Origin of the sequence: Aquimarina sp. MAR_2010_214, assembly GCF_002846555.1 — a bacterium.
GTDB lineage: Bacteria > Bacteroidota > Bacteroidia > Flavobacteriales > Flavobacteriaceae > Aquimarina.
In genome coordinates this window covers 4,047,338-4,064,351 of record NZ_PJMS01000001.1, presented here as the reverse complement: position 1 = coordinate 4,064,351, position 17,014 = coordinate 4,047,338, and the positions used below count along the sequence as shown (strand labels likewise).

19 protein-coding genes are annotated in these 17,014 nt (G+C 30.0%); 13 read left to right on the top strand and 6 right to left on the bottom strand.

The features are described 5' to 3' along the window. Positions 1 to 148 precede the first annotated feature (148 nt). From ATE84_RS17535 to ATE84_RS26620, 11 genes are all read left to right on the top strand, one after another. Positions 149 to 1,276 carry an alpha/beta hydrolase gene (locus ATE84_RS17535; RefSeq protein ID WP_233195838.1) on the top strand — a complete coding sequence of 376 codons (1,128 nt, stop codon included), beginning with the start codon at positions 149 to 151 and terminating at the stop codon, positions 1,274 to 1,276. Positions 1,277 to 1,355: 79 nt separating this feature from the next. Then, the gene (locus ATE84_RS17530; protein ID WP_101449199.1) at positions 1,356 to 2,231 is read left to right on the top strand and encodes a YegJ family protein; all 876 of its coding nucleotides are present in this window, start codon (positions 1,356 to 1,358) and stop codon (positions 2,229 to 2,231) included. Positions 2,232 to 2,331: 100 nt separating this feature from the next. Further along, positions 2,332 to 3,774: a pyridoxal-dependent decarboxylase gene (locus ATE84_RS17525; RefSeq protein WP_199176889.1), complete on the top strand. Its 1,443-nt coding sequence runs from the start codon at positions 2,332 to 2,334 to the stop codon at positions 3,772 to 3,774. A 199-nt stretch (positions 3,775 to 3,973) separates the two neighbouring features. Then, the gene (locus ATE84_RS17520; protein ID WP_101449197.1) at positions 3,974 to 4,609 is read left to right on the top strand and encodes a transglutaminase family protein; all 636 of its coding nucleotides are present in this window, start codon (positions 3,974 to 3,976) and stop codon (positions 4,607 to 4,609) included. Between the two features lie 171 nt (positions 4,610 to 4,780). Then, positions 4,781 to 5,056, top strand: coding sequence for a DUF3781 domain-containing protein (locus tag ATE84_RS17510; protein ID WP_101449195.1), 276 nt, complete (start codon positions 4,781 to 4,783; stop codon positions 5,054 to 5,056). 256 nt (positions 5,057 to 5,312) lie between these two features. Next, a complete protein-coding gene (locus tag ATE84_RS17505) occupies positions 5,313 to 6,089 on the top strand; it encodes a bifunctional 2-polyprenyl-6-hydroxyphenol methylase/3-demethylubiquinol 3-O-methyltransferase UbiG (RefSeq protein ID WP_158237280.1) in 777 nt (258 codons plus the stop codon). A 106-nt stretch (positions 6,090 to 6,195) separates the two neighbouring features. Next, a complete protein-coding gene (locus ATE84_RS17500) occupies positions 6,196 to 7,092 on the top strand; it encodes a carboxypeptidase-like regulatory domain-containing protein (protein ID WP_199176888.1) in 897 nt (298 codons plus the stop codon). A gap of 103 nt (positions 7,093 to 7,195) precedes the next feature. Then, positions 7,196 to 7,651, top strand: coding sequence for a GNAT family N-acetyltransferase (locus ATE84_RS17495; protein ID WP_101449192.1), 456 nt, complete (start codon positions 7,196 to 7,198; stop codon positions 7,649 to 7,651). A 66-nt stretch (positions 7,652 to 7,717) separates the two neighbouring features. Continuing rightward, complete coding sequence (locus ATE84_RS17490) at positions 7,718 to 8,866, top strand: AraC family transcriptional regulator (protein WP_101449191.1); 1,149 nt, start codon at positions 7,718 to 7,720, stop codon at positions 8,864 to 8,866. 63 nt (positions 8,867 to 8,929) lie between these two features. After that, a complete protein-coding gene (locus ATE84_RS17485) occupies positions 8,930 to 9,769 on the top strand; it encodes a CPBP family intramembrane glutamic endopeptidase (protein WP_101449190.1) in 840 nt (279 codons plus the stop codon). Between the two features lie 508 nt (positions 9,770 to 10,277). Then, positions 10,278 to 10,388 (top strand): LamG domain-containing protein, encoded by a 111-nt coding sequence (locus ATE84_RS26620; protein WP_143273662.1) that lies wholly within the window; start codon positions 10,278 to 10,280, stop codon positions 10,386 to 10,388. Between the two features lie 130 nt (positions 10,389 to 10,518). Here ATE84_RS26620 and ATE84_RS17480 read toward each other — a convergent pair whose 3' ends face one another. From ATE84_RS17480 to ATE84_RS17465, 4 genes are all read right to left on the bottom strand, one after another. Further along, on the bottom strand, positions 10,519 to 11,007 hold the full coding sequence (locus ATE84_RS17480) for a hypothetical protein (RefSeq protein ID WP_101449189.1): 489 nt from the start codon (positions 11,005 to 11,007) through the stop codon (positions 10,519 to 10,521). Between the two features lie 108 nt (positions 11,008 to 11,115). Further along, positions 11,116 to 11,757 (bottom strand): outer membrane beta-barrel protein, encoded by a 642-nt coding sequence (locus ATE84_RS17475; RefSeq protein WP_101449188.1) that lies wholly within the window; start codon positions 11,755 to 11,757, stop codon positions 11,116 to 11,118. A 245-nt stretch (positions 11,758 to 12,002) separates the two neighbouring features. After that, positions 12,003 to 12,869, bottom strand: a complete 867-nt coding sequence (locus ATE84_RS17470) for a hypothetical protein (RefSeq protein WP_101449187.1) — start codon at positions 12,867 to 12,869, stop codon at positions 12,003 to 12,005. A 32-nt stretch (positions 12,870 to 12,901) separates the two neighbouring features. Next, positions 12,902 to 13,258, bottom strand: a complete 357-nt coding sequence (locus ATE84_RS17465; RefSeq protein WP_101449186.1) for a hypothetical protein — start codon at positions 13,256 to 13,258, stop codon at positions 12,902 to 12,904. 325 nt (positions 13,259 to 13,583) lie between these two features. Here ATE84_RS17465 and ATE84_RS17460 point away from each other — a divergent pair, with 325 nt between their 5' ends. Continuing rightward, positions 13,584 to 14,261 carry a response regulator transcription factor gene (locus ATE84_RS17460; RefSeq protein WP_101449185.1) on the top strand — a complete coding sequence of 226 codons (678 nt, stop codon included), beginning with the start codon at positions 13,584 to 13,586 and terminating at the stop codon, positions 14,259 to 14,261. Next, positions 14,258 to 15,520, top strand: a complete 1,263-nt coding sequence (locus ATE84_RS17455) for a HAMP domain-containing sensor histidine kinase (RefSeq protein ID WP_101449184.1) — start codon at positions 14,258 to 14,260, stop codon at positions 15,518 to 15,520. The genes ATE84_RS17460 and ATE84_RS17455 overlap by 4 nt, the downstream gene beginning before the upstream one ends. A gap of 2 nt (positions 15,521 to 15,522) precedes the next feature. Here ATE84_RS17455 and ATE84_RS17450 read toward each other — a convergent pair whose 3' ends face one another. After that, entirely contained in the window at positions 15,523 to 16,182 is a 660-nt protein-coding gene (locus ATE84_RS17450) for an alpha/beta hydrolase (RefSeq protein ID WP_101449183.1), read from the bottom strand. Positions 16,183 to 16,186: 4 nt separating this feature from the next. Beyond that, positions 16,187 to 17,008: a hypothetical protein gene (locus ATE84_RS17445; RefSeq protein WP_199176887.1), complete on the bottom strand. Its 822-nt coding sequence runs from the start codon at positions 17,006 to 17,008 to the stop codon at positions 16,187 to 16,189. Positions 17,009 to 17,014 lie beyond the last annotated feature (6 nt).

The following is a 17,014-nucleotide window of genomic DNA, read 5'->3' as shown; positions in this document are numbered from 1 at the left end:
TATAATTAATAACTTAGTTTAGGCTATTTTGGAAAGTATTTGTTGAAAATGAACACCAAGTTTTTTTAGTTACATTTGGCAAAAACAACATAACTAATCATACACAAAACGTTTTAGAACATTTAGAAATCACTATAAATTCAATTTCATGAAGCCATTATTACTCATTGTCATGTGCTGTTTTATTAATATAATTTGTATTGCACAAGAAGATAATTCTCAAATTATTGCAGGTATTAACCATACCATTAAGTCTTCCATATTAAATCAAGACAGAACAATTCAAATTTATACACCAGATGGTTATTCGGATTCAGAACAAGAATATCCAGTACTTTATATTTTAGATGGACAATGGTATTTTTTAAGTGGTGTGTCAATTCAAAAAGCCTTGCGCACTCCTGGTGCTATTCCTGAAATGATTATTGTAGGGATCAATAATAGTAATTCACTAAGAAGAACATTATTTGGAGATGAAAATGAAAAATTCACTAATTTTTTAATCCATGAAGTCGTAAAGTATATAGATTCAAATTACAGGACAAATAAAGAACGTGTTATTTTTGGCTGGGAGGCAGCTGCTTATTACATAAGTGAATTAATTTTAAAAGAAAGTGAAGTCTTTAATGGAGCAATTATTACTGACGGTGGATATGCTTCTGAAGACTTAGTCAATAAGTTTACTTCAAAGGAAGATGTATATCTGTTTATGGCTAACTCTAGAAAAGACATTTATTATATAAGTTCAACTGAAGCGTTCCATGAAATATTGAAAAAGAACAATCCAAAAAATCTTATTTGGAAATATGATTTGTTTAATGATGAAGTGCATGAAACCTTAGGACATTTGGCACTTTATAAAGGATTGAAATACTATTATCATAATTATGATTCACCAGTTTTTGAAAGCATACAACAATATATTGATTCAGGTGGGATTGACTACCTGACCAACTATTTTAAGGAACGAGCAAAACGATTTGGTGGTGATGATCATATAGATAATGGTACAAAAAATGGGTTGATTTGGTTGGCATGGAACAGAAATAATTTTGAATATTTTAATATTTTCATGACTGAATTCAAAGATGTTTTAACTACAAAAAGATATGCTTCAGCCTATTGGCAAAATCGTTTTGGACAGTTTTATTTAAAACATAAAGACTTTCAAAATGCCATTAAATACTTTAATGCAGGGCTTACAAAATATCCAAATTCAAATTTGGAACAAGAAATGAAACAAGGGCTTATGGATGCAAAGAACAAGAAAGATTGATCAATTAAAAAGAAGAACATAAAAACGTTCTACAACAATGTATTTATAAAACATTACAAGCAATTACAAAAAATAAAATATGGGACTACTTAATAAACTATTTGGAAGCAAAAAAAATGTAAGAAAACGTGAAGGAAATCCTGATGTTTATAATATGCCAAGTGAAAATGAAAGGATGAATTGGGGAATGGAAAAAGCTAGATTAACATTACATTACTTTAAAAAATGTGTTGAAAATCCAAAAGATGGACAACAGTATTTCTCCATTAAAGCAAGAATAGAGGATAATGAAAAAACTGAGCATATATGGCTTATGGAACCTGATTTTGACAATCAAGGGAATATTTATGGAATAGTAGGAAATGAACCTATAGATGTCAAAAATGTGTCTATTAATGAAAAGATAGGAATTACTTTTGATTATGTTTCGGATTGGATGATTATTGAAAACGGAAGACTTATAGGTGGTTATACAATTAGAGCTATTAGGGAGGGATTAACTGGAAATGATTTACAAAACTTTGACAAGAGCCTTGGAGGAATGATAATTGATGATGGAGAGGATTATTTTATAGAAAATTTTGAAACCCCTGAAGGAGCAATTTTATCGCTTGAACACGCATATGATAATGATAATTTAGAAGAATCAATAAACTGTAAAGACTTTTATAAGGAGGCAGAGTTTATGTTAAAGAAAACTGTTCAAATTGAACTTAATGATGAACTTATAAATAATACTGCCGAAGTACTAAAACTTTCATTTATTAAAAATATAAATGAAAATGGTATGCCTAAATTTGAGAATATTAAAAGAGCTTTTAAGAGACAAAACATATCTGATGAACATTGTATTGTTACCGAGATTTGTTATTATCCTGACGGAGGGAAATCAGAACAAAAACTGAATATCTTCAAGATTGGGAATGAATGGAAAGTATTAGGGCTTGAAGAATAAAAACTGCTGGTAACACGTGCCCTATAAAACATAGCTAATAAGTGCTTAATCGGAAATTAACTGTATTTTAATCCCGTACTAACCATAACCGAGGCGTTACTTGCAGCTCAAAAGAACACATCCAAATATGGAAACAAAAGAATTTCGAAAACATGCCCATCAATTTGTTGATTGGATGGCCGATTATATGGATAACATTGAAGATTATCCTGTAAAATCTCAAGTACAACCAAAAGAAATTTATAATCTGATAGATGGTGATATTCCAACTAAAGGTGAAGATATTGATTCTATATTTGATGACTTTAAAAATGTGATTATTCCAGGTATTACACATTGGCAGAATCCAAATTTTTTCGCTTATTTCCAAGCCAATAATAGCCCTCCATCTATATTAGCAGAAATGTTGACCGCAACATTAGGCATACAAGGAATGAAATGGGACACCTCCCCAGCTTCAACTGAGCTTGAAGAAAGAATGATAGAATGGTTGAGAGATGCACTTGGAATTCCTAAAAAATGGGCAGGTGTAATTCAAGACTCTGCTTCAATTGCAACATTAGCCTCAATTCTCACTGCAAGAGAACAAAAATCAAATTATCAAATAAATAATGCTGGCTACGAAGGGTTGGCTAATTACCGAATATATTGTTCTGAAGAAACACACTCTTCTATTGAAAAAGGAGCTAAGATAGCAGGGGTAGGAAAGAGTAATGTTATTAAAATTCCAACTGATGACAAATTAGCCATGAATCCAGAGCTACTACTTGATTCGATAAATGAAGACATAGCTAACGGTTATCAACCATTATGCATTGTTGTTGCTATCGGAACTACTGGTACAATGGCAATTGACCCATTGAATAAAATAGCTAATATATCTGAAAAACTAAACATTTGGTTGCATGTAGACGCGGCTTATGCTGGATCCGCTCTATTACTTCCTGAATATCAGGAATTAATAGCGGGCATAGAAAAAGCAGATAGTTTTGTATTCAACGCACATAAATGGCTCTTCACGAATTTTGACTGTTCAATTTACTTTGTAAAGGATAAAAATGCATTGGTAAATACTTTTGAAATCTTACCTGAATATCTCAAATCAAAAACAGATGGAGTCGTAAGTAATCATTCTGATTGGGGTGTCCCTCTAGGTAGACGCTTTCGTTCATTAAAACTTTGGTTTGTAATGAGATATTACGGATTAGAAGGACTACAAAATAAGCTTAGGTTTCATATCGAATTAGCGAAGTGGTTAGAGAATGAAATAGTGAAATCCTCTGAATTTGAATTGATCGTACCACGTAGCATGAACTTAGTATGCTTTCGTTTTAAACCTCAAAAACCATACAGTAATAAAGATCTTAATAATATAAATGAAGAGCTTTTACATAAGTTGAATGCTACAGGATTAATATATCTCACCCATACGAAGGTCAATGGAATATACACTTTGAGAATGTCTGTTGGACAAACGAATATAAAAAAGCATCATATTGAAAAGTCATGGCAGCTTATAATTTCGAAAGCCATGGAAATATAAAGTATAAAGAAGTAAAGAAAAAAAACCAGCAGGTAACAAAGACGTGTATAGTTAATTGCTGGTGGATTTGTTCCTTCGGACAAATCTCTCGCAAGCATACAATTAGAGTAATATAATTAACTTTACAGCCAAAAACAGGCAACTAATCAGACACAAACCGTTAGCCACAAGCAGAAATATTGAACGCAAAAAACCGAAAATGGATTATTTAGCATCGACATATTATTTTGACTATAAAAGTGATGAAATTCAACAACTTATCGCTGAATTTAAAACGAGCTCACTCTCTGAAAAAGAAAAGACTATACGTTTGTATTTAAAAGTTCGTGATTCTTGGAGATATGATCCTTATAATTTAAGCTTTTCTAAAGATAATTTTAAAGCTAGTAATATTGCTAAAAAATCAAAAGGACATTGCGTAGAGAAATCGATATTATTGATTACTTGTCTTCGTGCTTTAAATATACCTTCAAGACTTCATTTAGGAAAAGTAAAAAACCATATTGGAGTAGAAAGATTAACAGAAAAATTTGGAACAAATGAATTAACACCACACGGAATGGTAAACGTCTATTTAAATGATAAATGGCTTAAATTATCTCCAGCTTTTAATAAATCAATGTGCAGGATGTGTAATGTCGCTCCTTTAGAGTTTGATGGAGAGAACAATTCTTTTTTACAACAATTTAATGAAGAAGGGAATCTTTTTATGGAATATCTTGATGACTATGGACATTTCGAAGATGTACCATTAGAGTTTATGATAAATAATGCAAAAGAACATTATCCACATATATTTGATACTAAAGAAAATATTACCGAATTTAAATTATAAAAGAAAGCTTCCAGTAACCAATTTTATAATTCCAGATAATTTTACACATTTAGAAATTCCAAAAAAGAAGAATACGAAATATTTTCTCACAAAGGAAAAATATGATTATCGGTTTAAATGGAATAAACCGAATTCTATAATTGATATTTATTTACCTATAAAAACGAACAAATGAACAGTTATAAAAAAGAGATTTTAAACAAAATTTGTTACACCGAACTTGTTTATGGTAGAATAAATAAGAAATTGAATTTAGAACTTTCAAAAGACGAAATTGAAAAGCTAATTGATATAATTCTCTCAGAGACTGACGAATCTGAATTTCAGAAAAAAGGTAAAAATATTTATATCAAAAATCACGAAAGAAGTATTAGGCTAACAATTAATTCCTACACGAATAGAATAATTACAGCGGATAAACTGAATGAAAAAACAACGAACCGCTAACACTATATACAACAAATAGGGCAATTAGTGTTTAAACGAAAGGTCATTGTCTATTTGAAAAGCCACCAAATCTTTTGATTTACGACTTTGTTTTTGTTTTATATTTTGGTATTCGTAGTCCTTCGGTGAGTATTAAAGAGAAAAATTAAAATAAAATGTAAAAAAATGGCTTGTGGCTAAACCAAAAGTAATCGCTTGTTTTCAGCTCTACTTGCCATATATTTAGCGTTAAACCAACGTGCAAAAAATGAATGAGATGACCAACGATTTTCTTGACTCACTTGATTTAGATGATTCAGCAATGATTCCATTTATTCCAAAAGTTTTAGAAAAACTATGGGAACTTGGCAGTATGGCCGATTACATAATAGAATTAGTTGAAAGAAATATTCCTAATAATAAGCTAAAAAGAGTGGTTGACTTAGGGTGTGGAAAAGGGGCAGTACTCATACAATTAAGTGAAAAGATTAAATTTCAAGGAGTCGGAATTGATTTAATGCCTGAATTTACTGATGAAGCAAAAACATATGCCTCTCAAAGAGCTTATTCTAAAAACCTAAAATTTGAGACCGCCGACATAAAAAAATCAATAGAAAAACATAACAACTTTGATCTTGTTATTTATGGACATGATTCTGATATATTTGGAAATATAACACAATCATTATTTGAATTAGAGAAGTATATGTCTAATCAGAGTTGGATTATTATTGAAACTATCTATAATACCAACTCAGAAAACAATCCTGATGATTTACCAACCGAAACTGAGTTCAATCGGCAAATCAAGGAGAGTGAGTTTAAGATTGTTGACCAAATAATTTGGGACAAGAAAAAGTTGAGAGATATAAACCAATCAAATACCGCTATAATCCGTGAACAAATAGCAAGACTAATTAAATCTAATCCAGATAAAAAACAGATGTTTAATACTTATTTGGCAAATCAAGTTGAGGAATGTCATCAATTAGAAAATAATGCGCAATGTTTGACCATACTATTAGAAAGAAAAACATCACATAACACTATGTGAAATGCATTAAAATAATTTCCCTAATTAAAAGTGTAGTTTCACTCAATATTACTTTTTCAAAATCAAAGCTTAAAGTAATTTAGTATTCAAATTAAATCAATCGATTTTGAAAAAAACGTTATTACTTCTATTAATATTTATAAGCGGAATTACATTTAGCCAATCAAAAGAGTATAGTGGAGTTGTAAAAGCTAAGGGGGACAATCTTCCTCTTCCTGGAGTAAATATAATTATAAAAGGAACAAAAATCGGAACTCAAACTGACTTTGATGGAAATTTTAAAATTACTGTTCCTGATTCACTAAGAGTTCTATCCTTTTCATATCTAGGGTTTCAAGCTTTAGAATTCAAATTAAAGAATGAACGAAATATAGAAATAGCATTAAAAGAAGACTGTAACATAGACTGGTTTGATGCGCAACACATTGGGTTTTATTTGAACAGCGGAGTAGTAAATAACCCTATCGGCGGACAATTTCACTTAACCTTTCCAGCAATTTTCGGACAACCAACTCTCAAAAGCGGAATTGGTTATCAAACTAATCTAGAGGAAAACAGGTTTGTAAATGCTTATTTAAATTTAGAACACCTTTTTGTGAGTTGTGATTTTAATGTCGATATTAATTCCTCCTATCGAAATTTAGACTTTGATGATAAGATTGATCTATCTGCTTACTCCATCGAAACAAATCTTAATTTTAATAAAATAAGTGCAATTATAGGTGCCAGTAAAATTGACTTTGTAAATACAATAGAAAACAAAAATATAAATTCTATTGGTACAACACTTGGAATTAGAACTTGGATTGGACGGCCTTTTTTAATGTCAGTGTTCACAAAAACAACTATTTACAGAAACTTGACTGAATATCACACAGAAATTAAAAAACAATACAAAAAAGTTTATGGATTTCTTAAATATTACAAAGTGAACGACTTTAATGAATTGAGTGTGGGAATTGGAATTGAATTTACCTATCTTTTCAAAAGTCAAAAAAGATAAAACACATTACAGGAATTTATATATTATATATGCCCCCTTCATGAAACAAACGCAATATGCAAGAGACGTTGTTGTGCTTAATTAAAATAAACTATTACAAAAAATGATCAAAAGACTTCAAAATAAAGACATAGAAGTATCTAAAAGAATACGTTCAGTTTTTCAATTATCATATAAAATAGAAGCAGAATTATTAAACACTACTAATTTTCCACCTTTGAAAAGACCTCTTGAAAATTATGTAAATTGTAATACAGAGTTTTTCGGTTACTTAAAAGATGGAGAACTTGCTGGAGTAATTGAAATCGAACATAACAATAAGCTTACAGATATTCATAGCTTGGTTGTTAATCCTTGTTTTTTTAGACAAGGAATTGCAAGAAAGTTAATAGAATTCGTTTTTAATACTTTTGATTCTAATCTTTTTGTTGTCGAAACTGGACTGGAAAATAGGCCTGCTACTGAATTGTATAAAAAATTTGATTTCAAAGAAGTTAAACAATGGAATACTGACCACGGAATTAGAAAAATAAAATTTGAACGTAGAATAAATAATTAAATATAGACGAGACGTTGTAAAACATGAATAAGGAAATACTAAAATAGCACTATGAAGCAATAAAAAATGAAGGACTTCACTATATTTTTGACTTACTCCGGAATTAGTACTATTCTTTTTCTAATTCTACTACTAAGTAGGACCTGGGAAAAAAGAAAGGCTAATAAAATTCTAGCTAGTATTCTTGTAGCCTTTTTACTATTATTTCTCACCTATGCATCTTTATATTTAAAATGGGATTTTTTGACTACTGTAATATCACCTTTGGGAGTTATTATTCCCTTTGCATTAGGATCTTGCATTTTCCAATATATCAAAACTATTTATACTTCTGAGGTTGATTTTAAAAGATTTATGCAAAGTCTATTACCTTTTGGAACCGCTTTTTTGGTCTATAGCATACCTCAATATGTATTTGGATTGTCTTTAGATAACAAAACAAGTCTTTTTCAAATCATTTCGTTCTTGATTCCTTTTCTAAGTATATTACACTTGGGATACTACCTTTTTCTAAGCCATAAACTATTGAAACGTTATAGAAGACTGGTTAAAAACAATTATGCTAATATAAATACATTAGACTTAAAATGGCTTTCTATTTGGATTCGAGGCTTTGTTCTATTCTTGATCATAGACATGGTTAGTGGACTTTTGCTGTTTGCTTATCCTATTTCTTTGCTAGTATATACAAATCTCTTCTATTTAGCACTGCTCATTTGGTATATCGGTTATTATGGAGTAAATCAAGTACAAGTATTTTTAATCTCTGGAGTCCAGCAAGAGTTTATTAAAAAGACAAATTCTCAACAAAAAACAATCAAAACCACATCTTTTTTTAATTGTGAATCAAAAGAGTTTGTAAAACTTAAAACTCAATTAGAAACTGTATTCAAAGAACAAGAAATTTTCAAAAAACAGCACCTTTCTTTAAAAGAAACGGCAGATATTCTAGATATATCAGATAAGAAATTATCTTACTTTCTCAACATTTGTTTGGCCTCAAATTTTTATGAATATGTCAATACCCATCGTATAAACTATTTTAGAAAAAAATTAGAAGAAGGTGCTGCTGAGAAGTTAACATTACTTGCCATTGCTTATGATTCAGGGTTTAATTCAAAAGCCACTTTTAATCGCATTTTCAAACAACAAATTGGAATAACACCTGTAGAATTCAAAAAACAACTTAATAAAAGGTCTCAAAGCTTCCAATGAGTCGATTGAGGTATAGTTTATCCGTTCATTTGCCTAGCATTTAATTGTGATAAACAAAATCTTATGAATACAATCAATAACGAACAGACTAATTCAACGAACTCAATTCATCCTATTAAAAAGGCAAAAAAGTATATCCTATTAGTTCTGGGTATTTCTTGGGTTTTTGGATTCACAACTACAATAATTTTTGACTTCTCAAAACCTATTGCTAATACAGTTATAATGTTAGTCTATGCTTTTATTCCAGCAATCTTAGCTTTGATCTTGAACAAAAAAGAAGGAGGTGGCTGGAAAGACTTGAAGTTTTTTAAACCACCTTTCAAAGGTGCTTTTTTGGCTTTTCTCATTCCCATTCTCTATTTTGGAGTCATTATTTGTACACAAATATTCTTAAATATTAGAACAGTACCAGATTTATCCAAAATAGGCTCTCCCTTAATGACAATACTTCTATTAATAATTGGATATCCTATCACCGTAATTCTTATTTTGGGAGAGGAAATAGGCTGGAGAGGCTACTTACAAGAAAAATTGATAGATGGCTTTGGATCATTTAAGGGAATACTCCTTCTAGGGCTGGTTTGGGGTATTTGGCATATGCCTATTGCGCTACAAGGTTATAATTTTCCTAATCATCCATATATAGAAGCTTTTATTACTTATCCACTAGTAGGCATGGCTCTTTCATTTATTATCTCTTATATTGGTTTTAATCGATATTCAATTTTTATAGGAGCATTATTGCATGCTAGTAATAACCATTTTGGAGGTACATTACTAACTATTACAGAAACTAAAGATGAATTTACGCACGCCATGATTTTCAATGCTTTTTATGTAATAATCATATTAGTTTTTGGGTATTTGTGGAGAAAAAAAACGTTTTACAACAAGGTATAAGAAAATATAGGGCTTATTATCAATCTGAAACGTATCGCTAGATAGACACGGAATAACTAATGGAGGATATCAATTTAGGGGAAATAATTTTTTACAAGGTTATTTTACAATCCCTAATATACTTCCAGGTACAAATTTATCATTTACAGTTTCGATGTGGGTGAAGGGAAGTGGCACTAGTTATGGTACGCTCTTGGGTAAAAACAATAGTACCGTTACTCCTTTGTATAATTTATCTATTACAGGGGGAGCATTTGGGCAAAATATTTTAAATGCAAGTTATTAAGAATCTCTACCTTCATCTCCTGGAAGTACACTTGGCGTGAGGACAAACACCAATACAAATGGAGGTGTTATTAATAAAGATATATGGACTCATGTGGCATTAACTATAGAAAATGGATCGGTAATTAAAATATATATTAATTGACAGCATGTAGAAGGATCATCAAGTAATGGATCAATCACTCCTAATACACCAAATTATGAAATCATAGCTATAGGTTCGATGGATAAAGGAAACGGGGAGAGGTTTTTTGGTGCTATGGATGACATATTGTTTTTTAATAAAGCACTAAACGACATTGAGATTGCTGCTTTAGCAGCAGATAATTTTTAAATATTTTAATGAAAATTTATTAGTCAACCAGACAATATAAAACTTCGTTATACTATCACAAAACCGTTATTCTTAGCCTACCCAAGAATAACGGTTGGTTTGTTTTGTGATAGTTTTTTTATACTTAGGATTATACTGTACAGTTTTTGTTTTCAATCTCTTCTTTAATAGAATTGTATATACTCTCATCATCAATCTTGGTTATCGAAGACAACTTTTTGAGTAACAGCATTGCTTCATCTTTGCCTTCCTCAAACATGTTTATAGTATTCTTATTAAATGTAATGTTTTCTTCAGCCTCCATTTTTAGGATGTGAGATTGATATAAGAAGTTTCTTATAATATGATTACTTGCATATAACATTGAGTGATATATTTTTCTCTTTTCAACGTTTCGCTTCTTTTCTAGAATAACGATAATATTCAGCATAATAAATAGAGAAAAGAACTTAAACCATAGAAAGATCAATTCATCGATTTTTGATGATTTTATAAAGTTAAAATATATATCCATTTGTTTTGCCAAGTCTATATTTGCTATGGCACAATATAAATACCCGATTGTAGATAGTAAAAATCCAACGATCACGTAGACGTATTTTTTTAAAACCAGTTTCATTGTATGTTATTATTTTATTTGTACTATTTTTAGTTATGTAACCATACAATCGTAATGTATAGGTGATTTTAGGGTAATTACTATAATAAGCTATAACGGATATTGTCTTTAGAATTTATATGCTAATCCAAAATTGATATGCTCAAAATCAAATCCTACAATAATTTCGTCGGTAGATTTTTCTCCTTCATCAGCTTTCATGGATTCATAAGATATAGCTCCCCATAAAGCTTCAATAGCAAAATGATCATTCAAGAAGTAGGTTAATCCAGGGATAAGTCCAATTTTATATCCTTTTTCTCTATTTTTAATACCATTTCTTTCTATATCTGCTGTAAGGTAATCTACCCCAAGTTCACCAAAAAGAGAGAATTTATGACCTGGAGTAAAATCATATCGTCCAAATACTCCGATAAGTCCATGATGAGATCTAATTTCTTCTTCTCCTTCTTCTTCTTTTTCACTTTCATACCCAAGTTTTACACCTCCGGTTACAGTTTCAGAAATAAGATAACCGACTCTGGTGAATACATCTAACATAATATCTTTATGCTCTTCTCCTTCGTTTTTAATTGTTTTGGAATCAAATCCAAACAAAGCAGAAACAAATACATCCCCTTGCTCAAACTCTCCTTTTTTATCGTAATCTTTATCAAAATGATGCTCTTTTGTAGTGTTATTATGATGTTCTTGAGCATTAGCAAAAGAGAAAGATGCTATTGTGATTATTAGTAATAGTATTTTTTTCATGAATCAGTATTCTTAAAATAGTTAATTTGTTATTTTCTATTATGTTACCAGGATCTGAAATGATATTTCATAACAGAAAACTTGTATCATTTTATTTTTGTTTGGTTTAGTAGTGGGGTGTTAATCTTTAGAATTTTTCAAAGCAGTGCCCTGGGGATAAGGCACGTTAGATTGCTTGATATTATTGGTGTTTTACAAGATTAATTGAGGTGTTGACATGTTGTTTACGCAAAGGAAGGATACAATTATAATTTTGTATGCTCGTATAAGGTCGTTATTTCATTATATGCCCTGGTGAGCTTATTAGAAACATCATAGATTTCTTTATGCTTATAGCCTTGTTTTCTAAGTTTATCTTGTTTTATGAGTTCCCATATAGTCAAGGCATTCGCAATCTTCTCATCTATTTCTGCATTATCAAAGTCAGAAAGAAGTAATGGTGTATTCATGCCGTCTATTTCATTGTATATGTTTTTCAACATTTGATCAGAATTTTTGTCTTTAAGTGTTGGGTGATTTGCCAAATAGTATAGTGCTAATCTTTGTGCAAGCATACGTTGTCTCCCAGATACTGTTATAATCTTTTTAAGTTCTATATCCTTTTCATTATAAGACTTATCGTTGGCTAAGCCTTTTATCATTTTATTAGCATTTTTAGATTCTATGGCGATTGAACGTACTACATTTTCTGTTTCTTTAAGTAAGTCAGTATTTAAGTTTAAGATTTTTTTTGCGCTATCAAAATTAGGAGTGCTTTCTACTAGTTTTTTAAATGTCGACCATAGATTACTAACTTTTTTAATTTTACTTTTTGTTATCTTATTACTAGAATTTTTGAACAAAATTTCATTTTGTTTTTCAAAGATGATCTTACTAGTTCTCAGATTTCTAGAAGCTTTTTCATCATCAGAATTTTCTACCATGTATAGGTAATCTTTGGCTATTTTCTGAATTAACATGCCTTGTTTCTCTGATATGTTAATTGCTTTGTTATAGGTCATTACACCATATTTTGGCTTTGGTTGGGCATTAATGGTAGTAAAACCTAATGTCATTATCCCAAGTATCAGTAGTATATGTGCTGATTTGGTAATTGAATAATAATTTTTCATTTTCGTTATTTTAAAGTGTTAATTTTTTAATCTTAATATTCTTCAAGAGTTAGTTTTGTTATTTTCTTATCAGGAGAAATGCCTAGAATTAGAATCATAGAAGTATTTTCGAATTCTGTTAAGTATCTTTTTGCTTTTTCTTCGTCCAACAAAAAGGCCGAGGCTCCCATGGGGCCTTTTTTTGTTTGGTTTTCAGAAACAAATTGCTTTACTTTTTCCAAAGTAAATGTTGATTGTAATTCTACAGAAAAGGCATTAAAAACCTTATCAGCATCTTTTGTATTGTATGCATTTGTTATTTCTGAAATCACTTCTTGATAATCTTCCTGAGTTTGTGAAAAACTTATTTGTAAAAAAAGAAATAGAATTATGCTAAGTATTTTTTTCATAGGATTTTAAATTTAGATTATGGTTTAACCATTTTTTTAATATGGTTAAGCGGTTGTTTTGTTACTAATTTATTTTATCGGGTGCGAAAGTAGCATTAGAATCTGTAGAGAATTTGTTGAGAATCTGTAGCAAATCTGTAGACATTATTTAGATTGTTTTTTTTTGAAATTATGATCTGAAAAGACAGATAGGAAGTAATCTTTTTAAAGTTTTAAATCAACTCATTTTTGAATACGAATATTGTTTGTAAAAACTTTTGCTTTCTGATAATTATTTGTTTCTTTAATTAAAGGTAATTGGAGTATTAAATTTAATCTGAAAGAAGTGAAAGTTCTAATTATAGAAGATGAACATATGCTTGCCGAATCAATGGTACAATACCTTGAAAGAGAGGGGTACCAATGTGAATGGGTAGATAATTTAGCTAAGGCAAAAGAAAAAAGCTGGGATTATGAATACGATTGTTTGGTTGTTGATATTAACCTTCCTGACGGTAGTGGTCTTGATGTTATCAAACAAGTTAAGGAAATGAGATCAAAATCAGGAATTATTATTGTGTCTGCTCGTAATGCTATCGATGACAGAATTTATGGATTAGATATTGGAGCAGATGATTACCTTACTAAACCATTTGATTTGGCAGAGTTAAATGCACGTATAAAGGCGATTATCCGTAGAAGAAATTTTGATGCTCAAAATACAATCACTTTTAACGAAATTGAAGTATATCCCTATGAAATGAGTGTTAAAGTGAATAACAAAACGCTCAGACTTACTAAAAAAGAATATGACTTAATATTATATTTTATTTCTAATCCAAATCGTGTGATCCCTAAAGGAGCTATTGCAGAACATCTATGGGGGGATGAAATGGGAATGGCAGATTCTTACGATTTTGTCTATTCGCATTTAAAAAACCTTCGGAAAAAAATTCTAGAACAAGGAGGAAAGGATTACATCCAGACAGTATACAGTGTAGGGTATAAATTTTCTGATCAATGAAATTACTAAGTTTATCTAATCGTTATTATTTTATTGGATTATTTATTGTATCTCTAATAGGAGGTTTATCTTCTTACTTTGTGATTAGACATACAGTAAATAGTGAGTTTAATGATAAACTGTTTGCCGAAAAAGAAGAATTAATAGATGAATTGTATAGACATGATGAGTTGTTAAGTAGCTATAGTTTAAATATAGGAGATAATGTTGTTATTCAAAAAGTAAATAGGGATCCAGAAATACAAACATTTATAAAAGACACGGTATTGTTTAATGAATACCAAAATGAGGAGATGAACTATAGGCAGATCACCTTTTCTGATAAAGTGAGAGATGATTTTTATATCTTTTCGATAACCAAATCATTACTTTCTTCAGAAGATCTAATACGAGGTGTTACGCAGGTTATTACTTTGATTACTGCTTTGTTTTTTTTTACAATGCTTATATTGAGTAATATCATTTCACAACGAATTTGGATACCTTTTTATAATACACTGAGCCAGATAAAAGATTTTAATGTTAAAAAACCAAAACCATTATCTTTTAGTGAAACCAAAATATTGGAATTTCGGGAGTTAAATTCTACGTTAGAACTCATGACAAATCAAGTAGCAAAAGATTATAAGAATTTAAAAGAATATACCGAAAACACTTCTCACGAAATACAAACACCATTAGCGATTATTAAAAACAAAATGGAACTTTTGATGCAAGATAAAAATCTTTCTGAGCAGCAAATATCCATTTTAGGGCAAGTGTATGAATCTACAAGAAGGCTATCAAAACTTAAGGATAATCTTTCATTATTATCAAAAATTGATAATAATCAATTTATAGATACATCAAAACTGGTAGTTGCAGAGTATCTTAAAAAGAAAATTGAAGAAGTAAAAGAACTGCTTGATATTAAAAATATAACGATAACCTTTGATTTTAGTGGAAATCCAACAATAGAAATTAACGAAACAATGGCTTATGTTTTATTTAATAATTTGATTGGTAATGCCATAAAGCATAATATAGAATCAGGTAAGATTGTGATGACTCTTACCAATGAATATTTTGAAATTAAAAATACCGGAGAACCCTTAGAAATACCAGAAGAAGAGTTGTTCGGAAGGTTTAAGAAATCGGGAAATAAGCCCGATTCTAGTGGTCTTGGTTTATCATTAGTATATCGAATTGTAGATTATTATAATTTCTCAATGACCTATAAAAATATAGACAAATGGCACAAAATTAAAGTTGAATTCTGATATTAAATATGAGTGCTTAACCACTCTTTAAACTGATAAAAATTTTGTGGTGCTACACCATGTCCTACAGCAAATTCATTTAACGGACTCTCGATACCAAGTTTTGATAGTAAAACAGGAGCTTTACGTGCCCAGTCTACAGGAATTACTTGATCTACACTACCATGAGAACAATATAGATTCAGTTTAGAAAAGTCATTAGTATCATATTTATCAGTTAAGATATCTTCATTTATATAACCACTAAGTGCAATTACATTTTTAACTTTTTGAGGGTAGGAGAGTGCAACAGCATAACTAAGTATGGTACCTTGGCTAAATCCGAGAAGTGTAACATTATCTGCATCCAAATCATAGGCATTTACAGCTTCATCAATAAAATTAGCAATTTTATCTCTGGATTCTATGGCTTGTTTATCATCGCTAAATTTCCCCTGAGCAGCATCAAAGTAAATAGCATACCATGCATTACCATGGGGTTGCATAGGATATGGTGCGCGTACAGAGATAATAAATAATTCTTCTTGTAATTCTGAAGCAAAAGAAAAAAGATCATTTTCATCACTACCATATCCATGAAACATAAAAAGAACAGGAGTCTTTTCTTTTTTTATGGTTGGTTCTTTAATAATATGATATAATGACAATGTTTTGGTTTGCATAGTTTTATTTTAATTGTATGTGTATGTGATCATCATGTCGTACAGCTTGGCATCCATGAAATCGTATTTTGGCACTTTGTACTTCTAATCTATTCTTAAGATGCGGTTCTATAAAGATTTTCTTTATCTTTTTTTGTTTTACAATTGCCAAAAGTAAATCTTTTGTAGCTTTTTTAGAAATTTTTAACCCTTTGTTTATAGTTCCAAAAGTTATATATTTTGTAAAATCATATTGCCAATATCCCTTTTGTTTGCAAACTAGCGGTTGATCGTATTCTTTTTGGATAGAAGGTTCAAATACTCCATACCCACTAATTGAAGGTTTCTTATTTGTAATCTTGTTATTTTGATTCTGATAGATAAATGAAATATCAATTTTTTTACCATCATTATGACTTAAATGTGGAAGTAATGGAAACCCATTTATAAATGGAAAATTAGCATCAAGATATACCAATGCAATCTCAGGATTAGACTGTTGAAACGAACTTCCGATTTTTTCTAAAGCAATATAAAGTTCTGGACGTACATAATTTCTGTTTAAAAGCTTTGTAACAAAACTATGTGCTTTTATCTGTGTAGTATCTTTTATTTTTTCTCTGCCAAATAATGGAGCGATATATGGAACAATTAAAAATGTTATAAACACATAAGTAATAAGAAATACACCTATTTTTTTGAATCTATACTTTCGGATATTTCTTTTAACAAATAATTCTGTAAGAATATATATAAGCCCACCAATTTGAGTTAGAGCAGTTAAAAAGAGGAATAGTAAGGACTTGAGAACTAGTTTTGCTATTTTTTTGAATATACAAAAGTTCATTATAGC